Here is an 18,644-nt window from a genome sequence, read left to right on the forward strand (position 1 = left end):
AAAAAGCCGGATAGTTAGGGCTATCCGGCTTTCAGGCGGTACTGTTTCAATTAATCAAGGTCTTTGATGGTATGTAAATTATGCCTGTAAAAGAAACGGTAGATGATCGGAAAGATGAGCAACGTAAGTACCGTTGCCGATATAAGCCCGCCTATTACGACAATAGCCAGGGGTTTCTGTGTCTCTGAGCCGATTCCGGTTGAGATGGCAGCAGGCAGCAAACCTATGGCAGCCATGAGGGCTGTCATTACCACGGGCCTTACTCTGGATTTTACGCCTTCTTTGATGGCATCATCGAGCGACATTCTGGAAGCCAGGTTTTTGTTGAAAACAGAAATGAGAATAACCCCGTTTTGCACACAGATACCAAATAGCGCAATAAATCCAACCCCTGCCGATATACCAAAAATAGTACCGGTAGTATGTAGTGCCAGAATGCCGCCTATGAGTGCAAAAGGCACATTCACTAACACCAGACCTGCGTCTTTGGCATTGCCGAACATCACAAATAAAATCACAAAAATAGCCAGCAGGCATAATGGAACCACCTGCCCCAGCCGTTCGCTGGCCCGTACCTGATTTTCAAACTCACCTGTCCATTCTATACCAATATCTCTGCCGGGTTTTACTTTGGCTGCCACCAGTTGTTTGGCTTCAGCAATGGTGCTGCCCAGGTCTCGTTCCCGTACCGAAAACTTAACACCAATAAAGCGCTTATTTTTGTCGCGGTAAACTGATGCCGGCCCGGTTACGGTTTCAATAGTGGCAATCTCTTTCAGCGGTACTTTGGTGCCTCTGGTTGTTGGCACCAGCAAGCTGCTCAGGTCAGTTTCGTCTTTCCGGTATTCCTGCAGGTACCTTATCCTGATATCAAACTTCTTTTCGCCCTCATACATAATAGAGGCAGTTTTGCCGCCAATGGCCATTTCAATTACGGCCTGTGCGTCGCTGGTCTGTATTCCATAGAAGGCCATTCTTTTCATATTCAGGTTCACGCGCATTTCGGGCTGGCCTATATTCCTGATTACCCCTATGTCTTTAATTCCCGGCACATCTTTAATGGCATTCAGTACTTCATCTGCATACTTATTCAGTTCGTCAAGGTCGTTTCCAAAAATCTTTACGGCATTAGAGGCGTTCATTCCGGCTACGGCCTCTGCCACGTTATCTATTATGGGCTGTGAGTAGTTGTAATTGATACCCTGAAACTGCCGCAGGTCTTTGTCCATTTCTTCTATCAGTTCATCAGTGCTTATTTTCCGTGTCCACTCTTTTTTGGGTTTCAGGTTCACCTGCATTTGCACATAATAAAAACCAGATGGGTCGGTGCCGTCATTTGAGCGGCCTGTCTGTGAAAGAACGCCGTTTACCTCTGGGTACTGATTCAGTTTGTGGCGAAGGGTATGAACCATTTTTACGGTTTCATTGAGCGACATACTCATGGGCATTTTAGCGCCCACCCAAAGGGCACCTTCATTTAATTGTGGTAAAAACTCGGTACCCAGCAAAACTGTAGAGGCAAAGGTTACCACCATAAAAACAAAAGAAATAAATACACTCAGGCGTTTATGGGCGTAGGTCCAGTTAAACCACGAGGTAATGTATTTGTCGAAGAACCGTACCACCGGGTTGTTTTTTTCGCGTACATTCTTTCTCAATAAGATAGAACAAAGCACGGGTACCAAAGTAAGCGTAAAGATAAGCGCACCCAGCAGGGCAAAACCGAGTGTCCAGGCCAGGGGGCTGAACATCTTGCCTTCTACTTTCTGGAAACTGAAAATAGGTAAAAGAGCCGTAATGATGATTAGTTTTGAGAAGAAAACGGCTTTCCCCATTTCAGCACCGGTTTTTTTAATTAAACCCAACTTTGATAGTTTATTGAACTTTTCCATACCCACCTTATGAGACAGGTGGTCGAGCGCCACAAATATCCCCTCAACCATTACTACGGCGCCATCAATGATGATTCCGAAATCGACAGCCCCCATGGAGAGCAGGTTGGCCGACATGCCCTTTAGCCGAAGACAGAAGAAGGCAAACAGCAATGCCAGCGGAATAATAATTGAAACGATAACGGTTGTCCGCCAGTCGGCCATGAAAAGCAATACAATAACCGTAACCAGCACAATGCCTTCTGCAAGGTTGTGTAATACGGTTTCGGTACAGAACTTCATCAGGTTGTCGCGGTCATAGAACGTAACCATTTTTACATCAGGTGGCAGCACCTTCGTGTTCAGTTCTTCAATCTTGTCTTTTACACGCGCCAGTACCTCACTTGGGTTTTCACCTTTACGCATAACAATAATACCCTCAACGGCATCATCGTTATCATCAAGCCCTACCTGACCAACCCTCGGGAAATTTGATTCAGTTACCTGAGCCACATTTTTTACGTAGATAGGTGTACCATTAATGTTGTCGATAATGATGTTCTCAATGTCTTCAATCTTTGTGAGTAGCCCCAGACCCCTTACTACATAAGCCTGGCCGTTCTTTTCAATAATGTCACCACCTACGTTTATGTTACTTTTTTCAACGGCGTTGTAAACCTCAAGTGGCGTAATATCATACTTATGCAATAGCAATGGGTTTACCATTACTTCATAAATTTTTTCGCGGCCACCAAAAGCCACAATGTCTGCCACACCGGGAACAGCCCTTAGCTGGCGGTCGATTATCCAGTTCTGAATCGTTAATAAATCTCTTGAGTCCCGCGTGGGGCTCTGGAGTGTGTACCTGAAAATTTCTCCGGTAGGGCCGTACGGGGGCTGTACCTCAGGCTCTGCCCCTTCGGGCAGGCTAACAGTTCTCAGTTGGTTGTTTATCTGTTGCCGGGCAAAGAAATCGTCAACATCATCTTCAAAGATAATCTTCATTACTGAAAGCCCGAACATGGTGATACTCCGTACATTGGTTTTCCGCTGTACGGAGTTCATAGCTACCTCAATGGGTATCGTAACAAACCTTTCGATTTCTTCGGCGCTGCGGCCCTTCCATTCGGTTACGATAATTATTTGTGTGTTAGTTACATCGGGAAAGGCTTCAATGGGGGTATTGAGGTAGCTTACTACTCCGGCAATGGAGAGTACACCCACAAAGAAGAAGGTGAAAAAGCGATTCTTAAGAGAAAACGCCAGTATATTTTTAATGAATTTATTCATAAGAATGTTGCTTGTTGAGCCTGCTCAGTGTTTTATAAATCCGTTTCAGGATATATTCACCGGAAATCAGAATTCAACATGCACTCTTGCTCCTACAACATTGGCAGGGCCTCTGTCCCGGTTATAGGCAGGGTGCATAATAAACTGATAGTCGGGCGAAATCCAGAAATGGTCTTCGTGTAAATAATATCGGTAGTAAACCTCAATGATGTCTTCAGACCCATAGTTAAGTTTACCGTCACCTACCATAAAGCCAACGCCTCCGGCATTCAGATATGCCTGGTGGTCTTTAGATATTCCGTTAGATACTACAGCCAGGCCGAAAGTGTCTTCGGGGCGGTGCCATTTTGAACCCTGTAAGGCTATCCCCGCGCTTAATGAGCGGTCTATTTCAGTAAATGCCCAGGTTTCATTGTGGCCGTCGTTAAGGCTGTAGCGGGCAAAAAGACCCAGGTCGTCAGAGAATTTATGCTCAAAATTGACCCCGAATCCTGCTTTGGTCCGGCCATACATCCGTGTGGCGGTTATGTCTGGCATCTGCATCTGGGTTGCCAGAGTGTATTTACCCATATCGGCCTTGTTAATAAAGCCCAGCAGGCGTAGTCTTGAATTACCAAAGGGCTTTTCTATTTCTACCTGGTGAGACAGCGCCTGGCCGATATTTTTATCCAGCCTGGCTCCGTTTGCTTCTGCCGGTACCTGCGCCGCGGCGTAGCGAACCGAAAAAGCGGGGCTCACGTATTCAAGCATAATGCCTTGCGTATAGCCTCTTACATTAGCGGCGTAATCATAGGCTCCGTTGCTCATTAACGACCAGTTCAGAAACTGGGTGCGGGGGTCGTGGCTGTATGTGTTGCCGTCAAAGAAATCAGCCAGCGAGAATTTACCCGCCACCACCGAAAGATATTTTACCGGGCGTTGGCCACCCAGCTGATTGATACCGTTGATTACTGTTTCGGTTTCTTTACTCAATGAAATGTAGTGCCGTATGTATGCCCTGCCTATGTAGACTGTCGGTTTCGGATTTCCCACCCGGAAGGTTTCTCCGTTAGGAAAACCGGCAATACCGGTAGCTTTGCTTAATCCGCTTCCGCCTGCCAGCTCGGGGTTAAAGTATACTTCGGTATATTTGCCTAGTTTTACACCAATAAAAAATGTGGAGGTTACAGATGTCTGAGCCTCTTCTTTGGTAGAAAAACTATTGGTACCCGAGTATAACGCTTTTACACCAGGCTGATACTGCGTAACCACCGTTTGCTGAAAATGGAAATTAAAGCGTTGGTTGGCACCGGCAGGAGATTGTGAAAACGCCGGGATGCTTAAAAGCATGGCAAGGATAGATAAGTGCCGTTTCATTGTTGTCATTGAGTAAAATATTACGGTTAATTGCTAATTGTTAAGCGCATCATAAACCAGCAGTTGCTGATTTGAAATGATTTTTTCGCCAAGGGCAAGGCCTGATTCTATGTAGGCGTAGTCGCCAACGGTTTTGAATACTTTCACCTGGCGGGTTTCTATGTGCCGGCGGTCTTTAAATACCATCACCCATTGCCTGCTTTTATCAAATATTACAGCCTTGGCAGGGATGGCCGGCATGCTCTGAGTTTCTTCATGATACACCCGTACAATGGCAAACATCTGCGGTTTAAGGGTGTAGCCAGGATTCGGCAGACGTATGCGCACTTTCAGAACCCGGCTTTCGGGGTCAAGCACGTTAAAAATTTTGTCTATTTTACCTTTAATTTTCTTGTCAGGGTCTGCCAGCGTGGTTATGTCGCAGGTATATCCAATTTTAACTTTGTTAATATCAGTTTCATACACATCTGCTAACACCCACACATCAGAGAGGTCAGAGATAGTAAAGAAATTATCAATGTTTTCAATGTTGAAATCCATGCCTTCAACGGCATTTTTTTCAATCAGAAAACCAGATATCGGTGATTTTATCTGATAGGTAGCCTCTTTACCCAGGTCATAGATTTTCATGGTTTCGTGCACCCTTTTCAGCTCTGCCTCTGCTTTGTGTACTTCCTGCCGGGCATTTACCAGATTCCGTTCCGGTTCCAGGCCTGTTTTAAACAGTTCTTCTTCAACACCCAGGTTTTTTCTGGCAATTTGCAGATTAGACATGGCCATGCTGAATTGGTTATCCATTTCGGCTACCTGGCGGCTACGTATTATAGCCAGTATCTGCCCTTTCTGAACATAGTCGCCCAGCTGAACATTGAGTTTTTCAATATTGCCGTCTACGCGCGGAAACACCTTGGCTACTTTATCTTCATTGGCGGTTATCTTGCCGCTTAGCTTAACTTCAGACAGCAGTACTTTGGATGTTACTTCGTCGAAACCCAGTTTTGTCATCATGGTGTCTGTCAGCACGAAGCTCTCTCTGGCGGTTTCTTCTGGTTTTGTTTCGGTTTTGCAACTCTGTAAACCAAGAGCAGCTGTGATAAAAATGCCAGTTATGAATATTATATTTTTTGTTTTTTTCATTGTGTTAGTTTTTAACGGAAACAGAATAGCCTTTTTAGGGCATACCTATTACTTCTTTACCGACCATAAAATTGATTTCTTCTATTGCTCTTACGCGGTCGCTCTGCAGGCGGTTCATTAGCACGGCACTGCTTTTGTATGACTCGTAGAAATCAACAAATTCAAGCATTGAGATAATCTGCTTGTCAAAATTCAGTTTCACGTTGTCGAATAGTTTGTCGAAGTCAATCATAAAGGATTTGTCGTATCCTTTATAAAGCTCATCAGTTTCCAGCGCTCTGCGGTAAGCCAACTGAATGTCGCCGGTTATTTTGTCTTCCTGGCTGGTTACCATCTTTTGAACAGACTGAACCCTGTATGCTGCAGCTTTAATGTTGCCCTGATTTTTATTAAAAAAAGGCAGGTTTATCTGGAAAGTCGCGGCAAAGTAATTGGGTACACTACTACTGGCGCGGTCATACAGCAGCCCGGCTTGCAGGTCTGGTACTTTTAGAGCCTTCTGGTAAATGAGATTCTGTTCTTCGAGCCTCAGCGCCGATTGCTGCATTTTCAGGTCTGGTCTGTTCTCAAAAGCTGTTGCCAACAGATTATCAAGCGTAAGCGACCGTACATCAAGGGCATCAACCGCATTTCTGTTTGTTTGAGGCACAAAGTACACTTCGTTTCTGGTTCCGGTTATGGTACGCAGATTTACCTGTTTTTCAAGCATCTCAAGTCTGAGGTCCTTCTGCTCGGTTTCAAGTGTAAATAACAGGGCCCTTATACGTGTAATGTCCTTTATCGGAATAATACCTTTCTGCAAAAGGGTATTCATGCCGGCCAGCGTTTTTTCAAGCGAGCTGATTTCTTCCTCATATATTCTGACGATGTTCTGCAGATAATAAAGGTCGTAGAAATTACTTCTGAGTTCAAACTTCAAACCCCGCAGCACATCATAGTAGTTATCTTCGGCTATATGAGTGCTTGTTTCTGCCATGGCTGTGCGTTTGGTGCGTTTGCCTGCCAGATAAAAAAGCTGCTGTACCTGAATGGCCTGCTGCGTGGTAGGCTGGCCTTTTACGTCGTTCAGACCCAGTACAGGCAGAATGCGTCTGGTCTGATTATTATAGAGCATCTGCTCTACAGTTAAAGTCGGATTCTCCCACAAGCGGGCTTGTATGATGGCTGCACGGTTGGCTTCAATATCAAATTTATGAGCCATCAGCAATGCGTTTTTCTGCAAGAAAATTCCTTCTAAATCTTTCAGCGTGATTTTAAGGGAATCGGTGGAGGCAAAAGCCTTGATACAGAAAAGCCATAGAAAAACAATGTTTTTTATTCTTTTCACGGTAATTCGGGTATAATAATGACTAGTAAGCACAATAGACAACTGTGTCATTTGAAACTCAAATGACGGGTTGGCTGTAAAGTGCACTCAGGCGTGTGAACTCTTATAAGTGGGGGCAGGGAATCAGATGAGCCAGATACAGTTGAGCAGATAAATGTATCTGTTTTTTAAAAAATTGAGCGTTTTTTGAACGAATAGGTCTTTTAAAACATTCTCTTTTAAGAAACTATGCGCCTGAAACGTATGGTTGGTGTACCAATCCTGTTCGTCTACTACGGTACGTAAAAAACAGTAATTAGTTTGGGGGTCAACCTTAAAGAAATCGTCGGCACTCGAGGGTATCCCGTGGGTATGATGAACAGTTTTTTTGACAGGAAAATAAAGCGAAACTGTATGTCGCTGGTTGGCATAGAGTAGCCCACTCAGACTCATAAACAGTATTATGTATAAAACCCGCTTTAACATTTCTAATCAGAATTTTTATAATAGGAAGTACATTCCCGGAATCCGGAATGAAACAACTGCATGTTCATGTTTAACGAATCCTTAGATTGGTTTATTACCAAACACAAGGCGAGTTTTTTCAAATTCAAAATTAGAGTAATGAAGGCAAAGCCCTTGTCAAACTGGCGTTAAAAATTTATTAAAAAGTCTTTTTTGAGTAAATATGCTCTGTTTTAAGATCGTTTTGTGTTTAAGTGACAGCTACTTCAAATAAGATTTATACTTGGAAAAGTACAAGTTTAGGTCTACCTTTGTAGAGAAAAAATGATGGTGTGTGAGATGAATAACACGCGTAAAAAGACATCAAAAATGGAAACCATATACGAGAAAAACCTGGGTACCAAACAGAAGGCTTTGCGTATCAATCTGAATAAACAGATTTACGGTTGTTTTGCTGAAATTGGCGCCGGCCAGGATGTAGCCGCCAACTTTTTTAAGGCCGGGGGGGCATCAAAAACCATTGCCAAAACCATGTCGGCCTACGATATGACCTTCTCTGATGCCATTTATGGCGCAATGGAAAACGGCCGTTATGTATGTGAACCACGCCTGATGAGCATGCTTGACCATGAGTATGGTTTGCTTATTGAGCGGCTTAACGAAAAAAGGGGAGAAACCTCTACATTTTTTGCTTTTTCTGACACAGTTGCAGCGCTTAATTACCACAAGACCAACGAAGCCCACGGCTGGATGGGTCTCAGGTTTCAGCTTACCCCTGGTGGTGCGTATAATGATATTATTATACATGTAAAAATGCTGGACAACGACAACGTTTTACAGCATCAGGCACTGGGGGTTCTGGGGGTTAATCTGGTTTACGGGAGTTTTTATTATTACCAGGACCCTGAAACGCTTTTGTTGTCGTTAATGGATGATTTGTCTAAAGACCGCATTCAGATAGACATGATACGCTTTGAAGGGCCAGACTTTGAGCATGTCGATAACCGACTGATGAGCCTTCGTCTGGTAATGCATGGATTGTCTGATATTGCTCTTTTTGGCGCCGATGGTGAAAACCTGCAGCCTTCTGAGGTACTTTTCAGAAAACACGCGCTGGTTTTGAGAGGGCGTTTCAGGCCTTTGGTAAATGTGCATCTGGATATGCTCGACAACGGCACGAAACAGTTTATGCGTGAGCCTGACGTTGATAAAGACAAGGTTGTGGTGATGTGCGAAATTACCCTTCAGGGGCTGAAACAAAACGATGCTGAGATAGACGAGAAGGATTTTCTGGATCGCGTGGATATTCTGTGTTCGATGGGCCACATGGTAATGATATCAAACTATCAGGAATACTACAAGCTGGCTGCCTATGTATCAAAAATTACCAAACTTAAAATGGGGTTGATTATAGGTTATCCTAATCTGGAATACATTTTTGAAGAAAAGCATTATACTGATTTAGCAGGGGGTATTCTTGAATCGTTTGCCACGTTATTTAGCCGCAACCTGAAGGTTTTTGTGTATCCGACCTATCAGAACGGCAAAATTATGAGTGGCATGCGGTTTACACCACCCATGCACCTGATTGATTTGTACCGGTATCTGATAGCCAATAATAAAATTGAAGACATTCATCATTATAACGATAAGAACCTGGCCATCAATACAGACAGAACCCTGCAACTAATAAAGCAGGGAGAAGAAGGTTGGGAAGAAAACGTACCGGATGAAGTAATAAAAATGATAAAAGACCGTTGTCTGTTTGGTTTTCCTTGCGTAGTTATACCCGGCCAAAACAAACAGGATGTGGCACCAGAAGAAAAGTAATTGGTGCAGGCAGAGAAGCGATTCTCTTTCTGTATCCGGTTTTTAAAAATAACTTATCGTATGATTAAAATGAGAACTAACCTACTGATTTTTAGTTTTTTAGTACTTTTTCAGCACTTATTCGCACAAGACTCACCTAAAATTGTTTTACCTTCAGGTACCGACTGGAACCAGCTAAAAGAAGGCACTCAGGTTGCTTTTCAGCTAAAAATTGAAGGTAAAGATTGTGGAAACTTCAAGTTTTCAATTCCGCAGGGCAAGGTAGATGGGATGGAACTGGATTCGCTCGGCAGGTTTTCCTGGACACCCTCTTATGACCTGGTTGACCGCCTTACAGGCTTTAAATTTCAACAGGTTATTTTTGAGGCCAGATGTGACTCATCTAAAGATGTGGTGTCGGCCAAGGTAGAATTCAGGATACAACACACCAACCGCCCGCCGGTTGTAAAAGACCAGAACCCGTTTTATGTGCAATACAATACAACCAATATCTATAAGTTTGACCGCTACTTTGTTTACGACGAAGACAACGACCCCATAGTTATTATACCTTCGCTTGAAACCCTGCCCGAAGGCATGAAGATGTCGTCGCAGGGAGAAGTGTCCTGGACACCCTCGCTTACTCAGTTTAAACAATTGAAGAATCAACCGATTTACATTGAGTTTTATGCAGAAGACCAGCCCTCAAAGGTACAGGTGAAAGGCAGGCTGAAAGTTGAGGCAACCCAGATTGACCTGCCTCCGGAAATTGTAGTGGTGCCAAGAGAGAGTAACTTTTTCCTGAAAGAGAATCAGACTGTGAGCCTGCGCTTTTATTTGTCAGACCCGAACGGCGATGACGATATTCAGGAGTTTGATTTTCTGACTGATAACCAGAATATTACCAAAAATATGCTGGTAAAAAATACGGCTAATCAGTATGAGTTTATTTTTAAGCCCGGCTATGATTTTGTGAAAGACCCATACGACACGCTGTCGTTCACGGTTGATTTCTTTGTGATTGACAAAACCAGAAAGCGGGCTGTAAAAACCATTAAGTTTACCGTAAAAAACGCTGTTAACGAAGCTGAAGCCGATTTGAAGCTTTATAATCTGTACAGAGGAACCCTACTGAGAGGCTGGGAACTGATGGAGCAACTGAGAGAGAAAGAAGCCGAGTTGAAGAAACTATATGTAAGAGCAAAAAAAGGCAAGAAGAACAGGTCAATTGTAACGGCGTCGTTGGGTGCTACAACTAGCCTGTCGTCTTTTCTGATACCCAAAGAACAACCGGAACAGCAAAGGCTGGCGTCTACTTTAGGTGGTACTACCGTGTTAACTATTGGTACACTGGAGGCAACCGAGGTAATTGGTAAATCAATGAAAGACCTGATAGACAGGCTGAATTACGTAATTGAGAAGAAGAATGAGATTCAGACCAAGGGGGATATCTTTGCACGTGACTTCTCTTTGAAATCGTCTCGCAGAGGGCCCGATTTCATCAGAAAAGTTGATGATTTTATGAGTACCATGAACCTGAAAGGGTTGGTAGTGCTTGACCTTGATGCGTCATGGGAGCCTAAAAACAAGCCAACTGACGCCAATATCAAGAAAACATTTAAAGATTTTAATCCGGAAGAACAGACGAAACCTTGATTCTTAAATTTGTCTTAAATAATTCTTAAAAAAATCTTAAAATTTTGCAATTAGTTTAAATCGTGTACGTTTTTGAGTTATAATCAAAAACTTCAGAAATCATGCGATTTACCATTAACCATAAAGCAGCGCTATTGGGAGCAATAGGCTGCTTTTTTATGGCTTGCGCCAGCCAGGGAGACATCGATTCAAAAGCAGAAGAACCTGATTTATCAGGTGGCTCCGAAATCGCTCCAGAAAAACAAGATTCCCTGTTGCGGTCTCAATTCATCCTAAAGGTTGATTTAGATTTTAAGGTAAAAGATGTGCGGAAATCGTCAGAGCAAATTGAAGAGCTGGCTCTTAAGTATAATGGGTTCGTGAGTTACGCTCACATGCAATCAGAGGTAGAAGATAAGAAAACAATTATCATAAGTCCGGATTCTTTAATGGAAATTAGTTCGGTAAATATTACAAATAATATTACCCTCAGGATACCTAATAGGAATTTGCAGAGCCTTCTGAAAGACCTGAATGGTATGATACTTTATATAAACCACCGTACTATAGAGGCAGAAGAAGTAAGTTTAAGAATCTTATCGAGTGAGTTGGCAGCGATAAGACATGGAAAGTTTGTAGCGCGGAGCATAAAGGTTCATCAGAATCGGAAAGGTGACATAGAGACAGCAGTAGAGGCGGAAGAAACGCTGTTGGCTCATCAGATGAGTGCAGATGAGAGCAAACTAAAAAAGCTTGGAATACAAGAGCAGGTCAATTTAAGCACTATTACTATTCATCTTTACCAGCCTGCTTTTCTTGATAAAACAATGGTTGAAAACAACCAAAGAATGGATACCTACAGAACGGGTTTTTGGGTTCGTATCCAAAATTCACTAATGACAGGATGGGTTTTCCTGGAGGATGCAATAGTTCTTCTCATGAAACTCTGGGTATTTATTCTGGTAGCTGTAGGAATGATTTGGCTTCTGCGAACCAGAAAAACAGGCTATGCTGAACGCCCATAGGTAATGACTTTAAATTAGGCAGAAAATATAATTATCGGTGTAGGTTTCAGATACCTAGAAGCATATTGATGTTAGCAGCCGGGCAATGAAGCATTTGGGTAAGTGAGTATTAATATAAACAATAAAAAGCAAATCTAAAAACGGTCAAGTACTATTCTAAGAATATCTTGAACATTTGTGAGTTTTTCTTGTAATTTCGTGGCAGGATTCAAAAAGCAACAAATATGGTAAATTCGAAAATAGCAGGTATAGGATTTTATGTGCCTGAGCAGGTGGTAACAAATGCTGACCTGATGAAAGTAATGGATACTACGGATGAATGGATACAGGAGCGTTCGGGTATTAAAGAAAGAAGATACGGAAAAAAGCATGAAGAAACACCCACTACTATGGGTGCCAATGCAGCCAGAATAGCCTGCGAAAGAGCGGGCATAAAACCCGAAGAAATAGATTTTATTGTATTTGCCACGCTAAGCCCCGACTATTATTTCCCGGGTTGCGGTGTGTTGCTGCAAAGAGAGCTGGGCATTACGCATAAAGAGGTAGGGGCTATTGATATCCGCAACCAGTGTTCAGGGTTTATCTATTCGTTGTCAGTAGCCGACCAGTTCATTAAAACCGGAATGTATAAAAATGTATTGGTGGTTGGGTCTGAGATGCACTCAATGGGGTTGGATTTCACTACCCGGGGGCGAAACGTGGCCGTTCTTTTTGGTGATGGCGCCGGTGCTGTATTATTGCAACCAACTACAGAAGAAGGCAAAGGTATATTAACAACCCATTTGCATTCTGATGGCACTTATGCTGAAGAACTGGCTTTGATAAGCCCGGGTAGCCATGGTGGTTACCACCTAGGTAAAGAGAAGTTCGGTTTTCCTGACGCACTCTATGGCGAAATTTTCGTGTACGAAAACCTGATTGAGAACAAAACCTATTACCCCAATATGAATGGTCAGCTGGTGTTTAAAACAGCTGTTACCAAGTTTCCGGAGGTAATCATGGAGGCACTCAACAAAACAGGTCTAAAACCGACTGATATTGATATGCTGGTGCCGCATCAGGCCAATTTACGTATCGCACAGTTTGTTCAGAAAACCCTGCAACTGCCAGACGAAAAGGTATTTAATAATATTATGAAATACGGTAACACCACAGCGGCTTCTATTCCGATTGCCCTTTGTGAGGCCTGGGAAGCAGGCAAAGTAAAAGACGGAGACCTGGTGTGTCTGGCTGCCTTTGGCAGTGGATTTACATGGGGGTCTGCTCTGATTCGCTGGTAAAAGTTTCTGAAATGCTTATAAAACAAAAGACCCCGGACACATATTCGGGGTCTTTTGTTTTACAGGTATAAACCTTATTCAATTTCAATAATCTTAAACTCGGTTCGGCGGTTGGTCTGGTGCTCGTCTTCGGTTTTGGCGTTTCTGATAAGAAGTTCGCTTTCTCCATAACCTTTGGCTGTAATACGCGCCCTGTCTATACCTTTGGAAACGATATAATTAACCGCAGACTCGGCACGTCTTTGCGACAGGCGCAGGTTATAAATCTCGGTAGCCCGAGCATCGGTATGAGAACCTAGCTCTATCTTAATGGTAGGGTTGTCTACCAGTATCTGCACAAGTTTATTCAGTTCAAGTGCCGCATCAGGTCTTATATCCCATTTGTCCAGGTCGTAGTAAATATTCTCAACCCTGAACGTCTTGTCTAAAGTAATTTCTTCCAGATTGAGCGATGCAAAGAAAGTAGTATCCGTAATGGCTTTTGTTAATAATGACTGCGGTATGGTGCGGCCATACATTGAGAAGTCTTCTCTTTTGGCCAGGTAGTTTTTCTTGCTACCCAATATTACGTAGTCGTTGTCTTCCTGCACTGCTATGGGGCCAAACTTACCGTCTTTCTGCGTAATAATTTCTTTCAATGGCTCATCCTGTCCGGTAGTAAGAATCTTTACCGTTGCCGAGTCAAGCGGTACATTTTGGTTGTTGGCATTTTTGGTATAAATAGTACCTGCCAGGAAGTACCTCACGGTTTTTATTTCCAGAGGTTTCGAAAGGCTATCTGGTGTTGACCTCGGAATCAAAGGCGTTGCATCTGCCAGTTCGGTTTGTTTGGGGGCTTCATAGTAGTAAATATCGTCATCGCCTTTGCCTCCGGCCCGGTTTGAACTAAAGAACACATCACCGTTTTTACGCATTACCAGCCCGAAATCATCCATGTTTGAATTATACGGAAGCCCCATATTTTCAACGGTAATTTTGCCGCCTGAGCGAATAGCCACAAAAAGGTCTAATTTGCCTAGGCCGGGGTGCCCGTCAGATGCAAAGTAAAGTTTTCCATCTTCAGATACGTAAGGAAACATTTCGTCGCCTGCGGTATTAATTTCCTTGCCCATATTCACCGGATTCCCAAAACGGCCAGAGGCATCCATATTAACTCTGTAAAGATCAATACCCCCAAATCCACCGGGGCGGTTAGAGGCAAAGTAAATAGTTTTGCCGTCGCGCGAGAAAGCCGGAGAACCATCCCAACTGGCCGAGTCAGAAGCGCTCACATAACTGGGTTCTGTCCATCCGGTGCCATTTACATAGCGCGAAATGTATAAATCCATGTCCGGAGAAAAGTCTTTTCTTTTGCCGGTGTTGCCCCGGGCGTAAATCATGGTTTTACCGTCAGGCGAAAAGGCCGGGGTGCCTTCGTTGCGTTCCTCGTCAAAAATGGCATTGCTGAATTTCTCAGGTTTGCTCATTTCTTCCATGGTTCGGGCAAATCTTGATTTGTATAAACCTACATAAGGCAGGCCGTTTGAATACGTTTTGCTTTTGCGCGACGCAGTAAAAATCAGTTCATCGCCCAGCACAACCGGAGAAAACTCAGCCCCGGCAGTGTTGATTGCAGACAAATTGCTGAAAGTTATATCTGTCTGTTTTTGTTTCAGTTCGCCTATCAGCCTGAGCGAGTTTACCTCTCTGTAGGCTTTTTCGTTATAGGCTTTTATGGTGCTTTTGGCATCTATAAATTGTTGCAGCTCTTTTAGGGCCTGTTCATATTTTCCGGCTGCTTTCAGGGCAAATGCATAATGAAAGTGAGCTTCGGGTATCATCAGTTTGGCTTCAAAGGCCTTTTCGTAATACGGAATGGCCTCTACCCAGCGGTTCGACAAACGATAAGCCTCTGCAATTTTGTAGTTCAGGTTGGCTTTTTCACTTTCAGCAATATTGGTTACCTTTGACAGGTCTTTGATGGCTAGGTCGTACTGGCCTTTATCAAAACTTGCCAGGCCTCTTTTATAAGTCTGAAGTTGCGCAAAAACACTGTTCGAAAGGAGCAGAAAGGTAATGATATAGCGTATTTTTTTCATCATTTAAATGGTTGGGCTAACATACTTGCCCACAATTTTATAGATTGTAGCTCTAAGTTTGTTTTGTAGGTCAATCTTGTCAAAATTACGGAACTTTAATGCCGTAAATTTTTCTTCAATTTAGATGTTTGACCTAATAACACAAACGTTTTTGAGCCCGAAATGTTGTGTCAGTAAAAATATAAGTAAAGATGGCAAAAATATTAACCGAAATAAACATTTACCCTGTTAAATCACTGGGGGGTATTTCACTTCAGGAAGCTCAGGTGGAAGACCGCGGCCTGCAGTATGACCGCCGATGGGTGTTGGCTGATGGTGATAATGTGTTCAGAACTCAACGTGAAAACGAACAAATGGCATTGATTGATGTGGCCATTGAGGCCGACGGCCTGCGGGTAAGCCATCGGAGGTTAGCAATTGCTCCATTAAAAGTGCCTTTTACCCCGCAGACTGACGATACCCGTATGATAACCATCTGGGATGATACCGTAAAAGCCGTACGGGTAAGCAATGAAGCCGATGCCTGGTTTACAGAAGTGCTGGGTAAGGAAACATATCTGTATTATCAGCCTGATGATTCCATACGCCCTACAGACCCTAAATACTCAATTACGCATGAAGAACACACCAGCTTTGCCGACGCCTACCCGCTATTGTTAATAGGGCAGGCAAGTTTAGATTTACTGAACGGAAAGCTGAACGAGCCTATAGGAATGAATCGCTTTCGCCCTAATCTGGTTTTCAGTGGCGGAGAGCCGCACGAAGAAGATAACCTCAGGTTTTTCTCTTTAGGAAACGCCAGGCTGGCAGGTGTAAAACCATGCGCCCGCTGCGTGTTAACCACAATTAATCCTGAAACGGCAGAAAAAGGCAAGGAACCTTTAAAAACCCTGAACCAATACCGGCGCAATGGCAATAAGATTCTCTTCGGGCAGAATTTACTGGTAATTGAAAAAGGAAAGATTCGCGTTGGCGATGAAATATTACCAGAACTATAGCACAAAGGCAGGTGACCCCCACCTGCTTATTTTTTTCTTAAGCGTTTTTCAATACTCTTTGGCTTGTCGTCTTTCTTTTTAGCCTCTGCTTCCTGTTTTTCTTTTATTTTTCTAAGGCCTCTCTGGTAGGTGTAATACAAAAACCCGGCTACCGAAAACATCAGAAAAAAGTAACTGTCTTTAAGCGCTACTTTTTTATAAAGTGCCTGGTCTACAAACATGACCAAAAAAGCAAGACTCGCAAAAAGTATAATTGATTCTATGAGTTTCATATTAAACTAATGAGTGAATTAGTGAATGAGTGAATGAGCGAATGCGTGATTTTGAAAACTAATGAGTGAATGAGCGATTTTGAATGGAATAAACGCGTAATTACTGAATGAGCTTGCCTATGGCTTTAAACTTCATAAAAACGGCTTCGGTGTGCGGCGCGTCTTTTAGCTCGTCGGTCAAATCCTGGCCAGCCCAGTGTTCATAATGCTTCCCGTTCCGCCATAGTCTTGATTCCGTCACATCATAAATAACCGACTGGTAAGCTACCCATATTTCTTCTTTATCCTGCCCGTTGCGAAGCGCCAGCTGGCCTCTGGTGTATTCTTTCAAGATTAATACAATTTTTTTACAAAGTTCGTAAAGATTTATGAATGCAGACAACTTAAAACAGATTAATTCATATCCGTTAAAATTTATCTACAACCAATAGCTTAAAAATTACGTCTATTTTAATAACAAGATTTTTTTTTGGTTTATATTTAAGCCATATTTGCTGATGCTCTCAGGGCAAAATGATGTTGATTAAAAAAGGTTGAAAAACAAATTCAAAAATTTACTCTATGAAAAAAATTGCCATTCTTTTATTTGCTTGTAGTTTCTTTATTTTTTCTTGTGGTGGAGACAAAGTTGTACCTGTAAGCGAGAAAATCAAGAAAAACTGGTCTGCCAATACAGTAAAGGAAGGAAGCGCCATTGTGTATAGTAAGGGTGCTGCCAGTAACACAAGACCCGGCTACTCGGGCTTTCAGTTAAGGCTATTGTCTTCCCCAACGGTTACTTATATTGAGTTCGACGGAAACGCTTTTTCGGGGCAGTATGAAGTAGTGGGCGACACCAAGCTGGTTTTGAAAAACCTGAACCCTGCTCCGACAGGTACAAGCGGAACAATTGAGTTTACAATTGACTCAATTACCGATACCCAATTGATATTGACGCGCACGTCGGCCAGTGCAAAGACCGGTGGCACCATAAATACATATACCCTTGTAACGCAATAACAGAATTGATTTTTGAAGGAAGGTGGGCTGCGAAGTCCACCTTTTTTTATCTTTGTGAAAAAATAGTGAAAAGGTTTTGCCAAAACAGCAAATAGCATGGAAAGAACAGAGTTGAATACATTAGGAGAGTTTGGTTTGATTGACCGCATAAAAACAAAATTCAGCTTGCAAAACCCTGAGTCTGTATTAGGGATTGGTGATGACGCAGCGGTGATTGACACGGGCGATAGATACATGCTTGTTTCGACAGATATGTTGCTGGAAGGGGTGCATTTTGACCTGGCCTATGTTCCGCTTCGCCATTTAGGGTATAAATCAGTAGCAGTGAATGTGTCTGACATTGCCGCCATGAATGGCATTGCCAAACAAATAACCGTAAGTATTGGGTTGAGCAATCGTATGTCGGTAGAGGCAGTTGATGAAATTTATGAAGGTATTAAATTTGCCTGTGAGGACTATCAGGTTGATTTAGTAGGAGGCGATACCACTTCGTCACGCTCGGGCCTTGTTATTTCTGTAACCGTAACCGGTTTTGTAGATAAAGACAAGGTAGCTTACAGAAGCGGAGCAAGACCGAATGATATTTTGTGCGTAACCGGCGATTTAGGCGCTGCTTACTTTGGCTTGCAGATTCTGGAAAGAGAAAAACAGGTTTTTCTGGCTAACCCGGGTATGCAGCCAGACCTGGAAGAGAAATCGTATCTGGTTGGGAAACAACTGAAACCAGAAGCCAGAACAGACATTGTGCATGAGCTGGCCGAAGCAGGTGTAGTACCTACTTCTATGATTGATGTATCAGACGGGTTGGCCTCTGAAATTATCCACTTAAGTACACAGTCTGGCGTTGGGGCGCTTATTTTTGAAGAGAAACTACCCATTGAAGATATTACCATGCTAACAGCAACGGAGTTTAAGCTGAGCCCGGTTACGGCAGCCTTAAACGGAGGAGAAGACTACCAACTGCTGTTTACCATCAAACAGTCTGACTTTGATAAAATCAAGAATGTAACGGATATAACGCCTATTGGCTACATGACAGAAAACAAAGCCGTAGAGCTGGTACTGAACAGCGGCTCAAAAGTAGGTATCAAAGCCCAGGGATGGAATCACTTACAATAGTAAT

General features: G+C 43.0%; 15 protein-coding genes. 7 read left to right on the forward strand and 8 right to left on the reverse strand.

Features of this window, described 5'->3' with window-relative positions; all coding sequences use genetic code 11:
• Positions 1-50: 50 nt before the first annotated feature.
• The 5 genes from C0V77_RS15465 to C0V77_RS15485 all read right to left on the reverse strand — a co-directional run bounded on the left by C0V77_RS15465 (position 51) and on the right by C0V77_RS15485 (position 7,413).
• Complete coding sequence (locus tag C0V77_RS15465; protein WP_101727257.1) at positions 51-3,161, reverse strand: efflux RND transporter permease subunit; 3,111 nt, start codon at positions 3,159-3,161, stop codon at positions 51-53.
• A 66-nt stretch (positions 3,162-3,227) separates the two neighbouring features.
• Positions 3,228-4,517 carry a carbohydrate porin gene (locus C0V77_RS15470; RefSeq protein ID WP_101727258.1) on the reverse strand — a complete coding sequence of 430 codons (1,290 nt, stop codon included), beginning with the start codon at positions 4,515-4,517 and terminating at the stop codon, positions 3,228-3,230.
• Positions 4,518-4,550: 33 nt separating this feature from the next.
• Positions 4,551-5,654 (reverse strand): efflux RND transporter periplasmic adaptor subunit, encoded by a 1,104-nt coding sequence (locus C0V77_RS15475; RefSeq protein ID WP_101727259.1) that lies wholly within the window; start codon positions 5,652-5,654, stop codon positions 4,551-4,553.
• 34 nt (positions 5,655-5,688) lie between these two features.
• Positions 5,689-6,981, reverse strand: coding sequence for a TolC family protein (locus tag C0V77_RS15480; RefSeq protein WP_158237964.1), 1,293 nt, complete (start codon positions 6,979-6,981; stop codon positions 5,689-5,691).
• Positions 6,982-7,104: 123 nt separating this feature from the next.
• Entirely contained in the window at positions 7,105-7,413 is a 309-nt protein-coding gene (locus C0V77_RS15485; protein WP_101727261.1) for a hypothetical protein, read from the reverse strand.
• Positions 7,414-7,794: 381 nt separating this feature from the next.
• On the opposite strand from C0V77_RS15485, the gene C0V77_RS15490 reads away from it, so the two are divergent.
• The 4 genes from C0V77_RS15490 (at position 7,795) to C0V77_RS15505 (ending at position 13,174) form a co-directional block, all read left to right on the forward strand.
• On the forward strand, positions 7,795-9,255 hold the full coding sequence (locus tag C0V77_RS15490) for a TonB-dependent receptor (protein WP_173830553.1): 1,461 nt from the start codon (positions 7,795-7,797) through the stop codon (positions 9,253-9,255).
• A 69-nt stretch (positions 9,256-9,324) separates the two neighbouring features.
• A complete protein-coding gene (locus tag C0V77_RS15495) occupies positions 9,325-10,890 on the forward strand; it encodes a hypothetical protein (protein ID WP_101727486.1) in 1,566 nt (521 codons plus the stop codon).
• 101 nt (positions 10,891-10,991) lie between these two features.
• Positions 10,992-11,894, forward strand: a complete 903-nt coding sequence (locus C0V77_RS15500) for a DUF4349 domain-containing protein (protein WP_101727262.1) — start codon at positions 10,992-10,994, stop codon at positions 11,892-11,894.
• 224 nt (positions 11,895-12,118) lie between these two features.
• A complete protein-coding gene (locus tag C0V77_RS15505; RefSeq protein WP_101727263.1) occupies positions 12,119-13,174 on the forward strand; it encodes a 3-oxoacyl-ACP synthase III family protein in 1,056 nt (351 codons plus the stop codon).
• Between the two features lie 74 nt (positions 13,175-13,248).
• Here the strand turns inward: C0V77_RS15505 and C0V77_RS23520 are convergent, their stop codons facing one another.
• On the reverse strand, positions 13,249-15,252 hold the full coding sequence (locus C0V77_RS23520) for an OmpA family protein (RefSeq protein ID WP_101727487.1): 2,004 nt from the start codon (positions 15,250-15,252) through the stop codon (positions 13,249-13,251).
• A gap of 191 nt (positions 15,253-15,443) precedes the next feature.
• On the opposite strand from C0V77_RS23520, the gene C0V77_RS15515 reads away from it, so the two are divergent.
• Positions 15,444-16,250, forward strand: coding sequence for an MOSC domain-containing protein (locus C0V77_RS15515; RefSeq protein WP_101727264.1), 807 nt, complete (start codon positions 15,444-15,446; stop codon positions 16,248-16,250).
• Between the two features lie 26 nt (positions 16,251-16,276).
• On the opposite strand, the gene C0V77_RS15520 is transcribed toward C0V77_RS15515, so the two are convergent.
• Positions 16,277-16,522, reverse strand: a complete 246-nt coding sequence (locus tag C0V77_RS15520) for a hypothetical protein (RefSeq protein ID WP_143706108.1) — start codon at positions 16,520-16,522, stop codon at positions 16,277-16,279.
• 100 nt (positions 16,523-16,622) lie between these two features.
• Positions 16,623-16,853 (reverse strand): cytochrome b5 domain-containing protein, encoded by a 231-nt coding sequence (locus C0V77_RS15525; RefSeq protein WP_101727488.1) that lies wholly within the window; start codon positions 16,851-16,853, stop codon positions 16,623-16,625.
• A gap of 230 nt (positions 16,854-17,083) precedes the next feature.
• On the opposite strand from C0V77_RS15525, the gene C0V77_RS15530 reads away from it, so the two are divergent.
• Entirely contained in the window at positions 17,084-17,521 is a 438-nt protein-coding gene (locus C0V77_RS15530) for a hypothetical protein (protein ID WP_101727266.1), read from the forward strand.
• Between the two features lie 96 nt (positions 17,522-17,617).
• A complete protein-coding gene (gene thiL, locus C0V77_RS15535; protein WP_101727267.1) occupies positions 17,618-18,640 on the forward strand; it encodes a thiamine-phosphate kinase in 1,023 nt (340 codons plus the stop codon).
• Positions 18,641-18,644: the final 4 nt, after the last annotated feature.

The sequence above is a fragment of the Emticicia sp. TH156 genome, from assembly GCF_002855535.1.
Taxonomy (GTDB): domain Bacteria; phylum Bacteroidota; class Bacteroidia; order Cytophagales; family Spirosomataceae; genus Emticicia; species Emticicia fluvialis.

Coding starts and splice junctions, on each gene's coding strand:
- C0V77_RS15465 (WP_101727257.1), bottom strand. CDS start 3,161: ATGAATAAATTCATTAAAAATATACTGGCGTTTTCTCTTAAGAATCGC.
- C0V77_RS15470 (WP_101727258.1), bottom strand. CDS start 4,517: ATGAAACGGCACTTATCTATCCTTGCCATGCTTTTAAGCATCCCGGCG.
- C0V77_RS15475 (WP_101727259.1), bottom strand. CDS start 5,654: ATGAAAAAAACAAAAAATATAATATTCATAACTGGCATTTTTATCACA.
- C0V77_RS15485 (WP_101727261.1), bottom strand. CDS start 7,413: ATGAGTCTGAGTGGGCTACTCTATGCCAACCAGCGACATACAGTTTCG.
- C0V77_RS15490 (WP_173830553.1), top strand. CDS start 7,795: ATGGAAACCATATACGAGAAAAACCTGGGTACCAAACAGAAGGCTTTG.
- C0V77_RS15495 (WP_101727486.1), top strand. CDS start 9,325: ATGAGAACTAACCTACTGATTTTTAGTTTTTTAGTACTTTTTCAGCAC.
- C0V77_RS15500 (WP_101727262.1), top strand. CDS start 10,992: ATGCGATTTACCATTAACCATAAAGCAGCGCTATTGGGAGCAATAGGC.
- C0V77_RS15505 (WP_101727263.1), top strand. CDS start 12,119: ATGGTAAATTCGAAAATAGCAGGTATAGGATTTTATGTGCCTGAGCAG.
- C0V77_RS23520 (WP_101727487.1), bottom strand. CDS start 15,252: ATGAAAAAAATACGCTATATCATTACCTTTCTGCTCCTTTCGAACAGT.
- C0V77_RS15515 (WP_101727264.1), top strand. CDS start 15,444: ATGGCAAAAATATTAACCGAAATAAACATTTACCCTGTTAAATCACTG.
- C0V77_RS15520 (WP_143706108.1), bottom strand. CDS start 16,522: ATGAAACTCATAGAATCAATTATACTTTTTGCGAGTCTTGCTTTTTTG.
- C0V77_RS15530 (WP_101727266.1), top strand. CDS start 17,084: ATGAAAAAAATTGCCATTCTTTTATTTGCTTGTAGTTTCTTTATTTTT.
- thiL (WP_101727267.1), top strand. CDS start 17,618: ATGGAAAGAACAGAGTTGAATACATTAGGAGAGTTTGGTTTGATTGAC.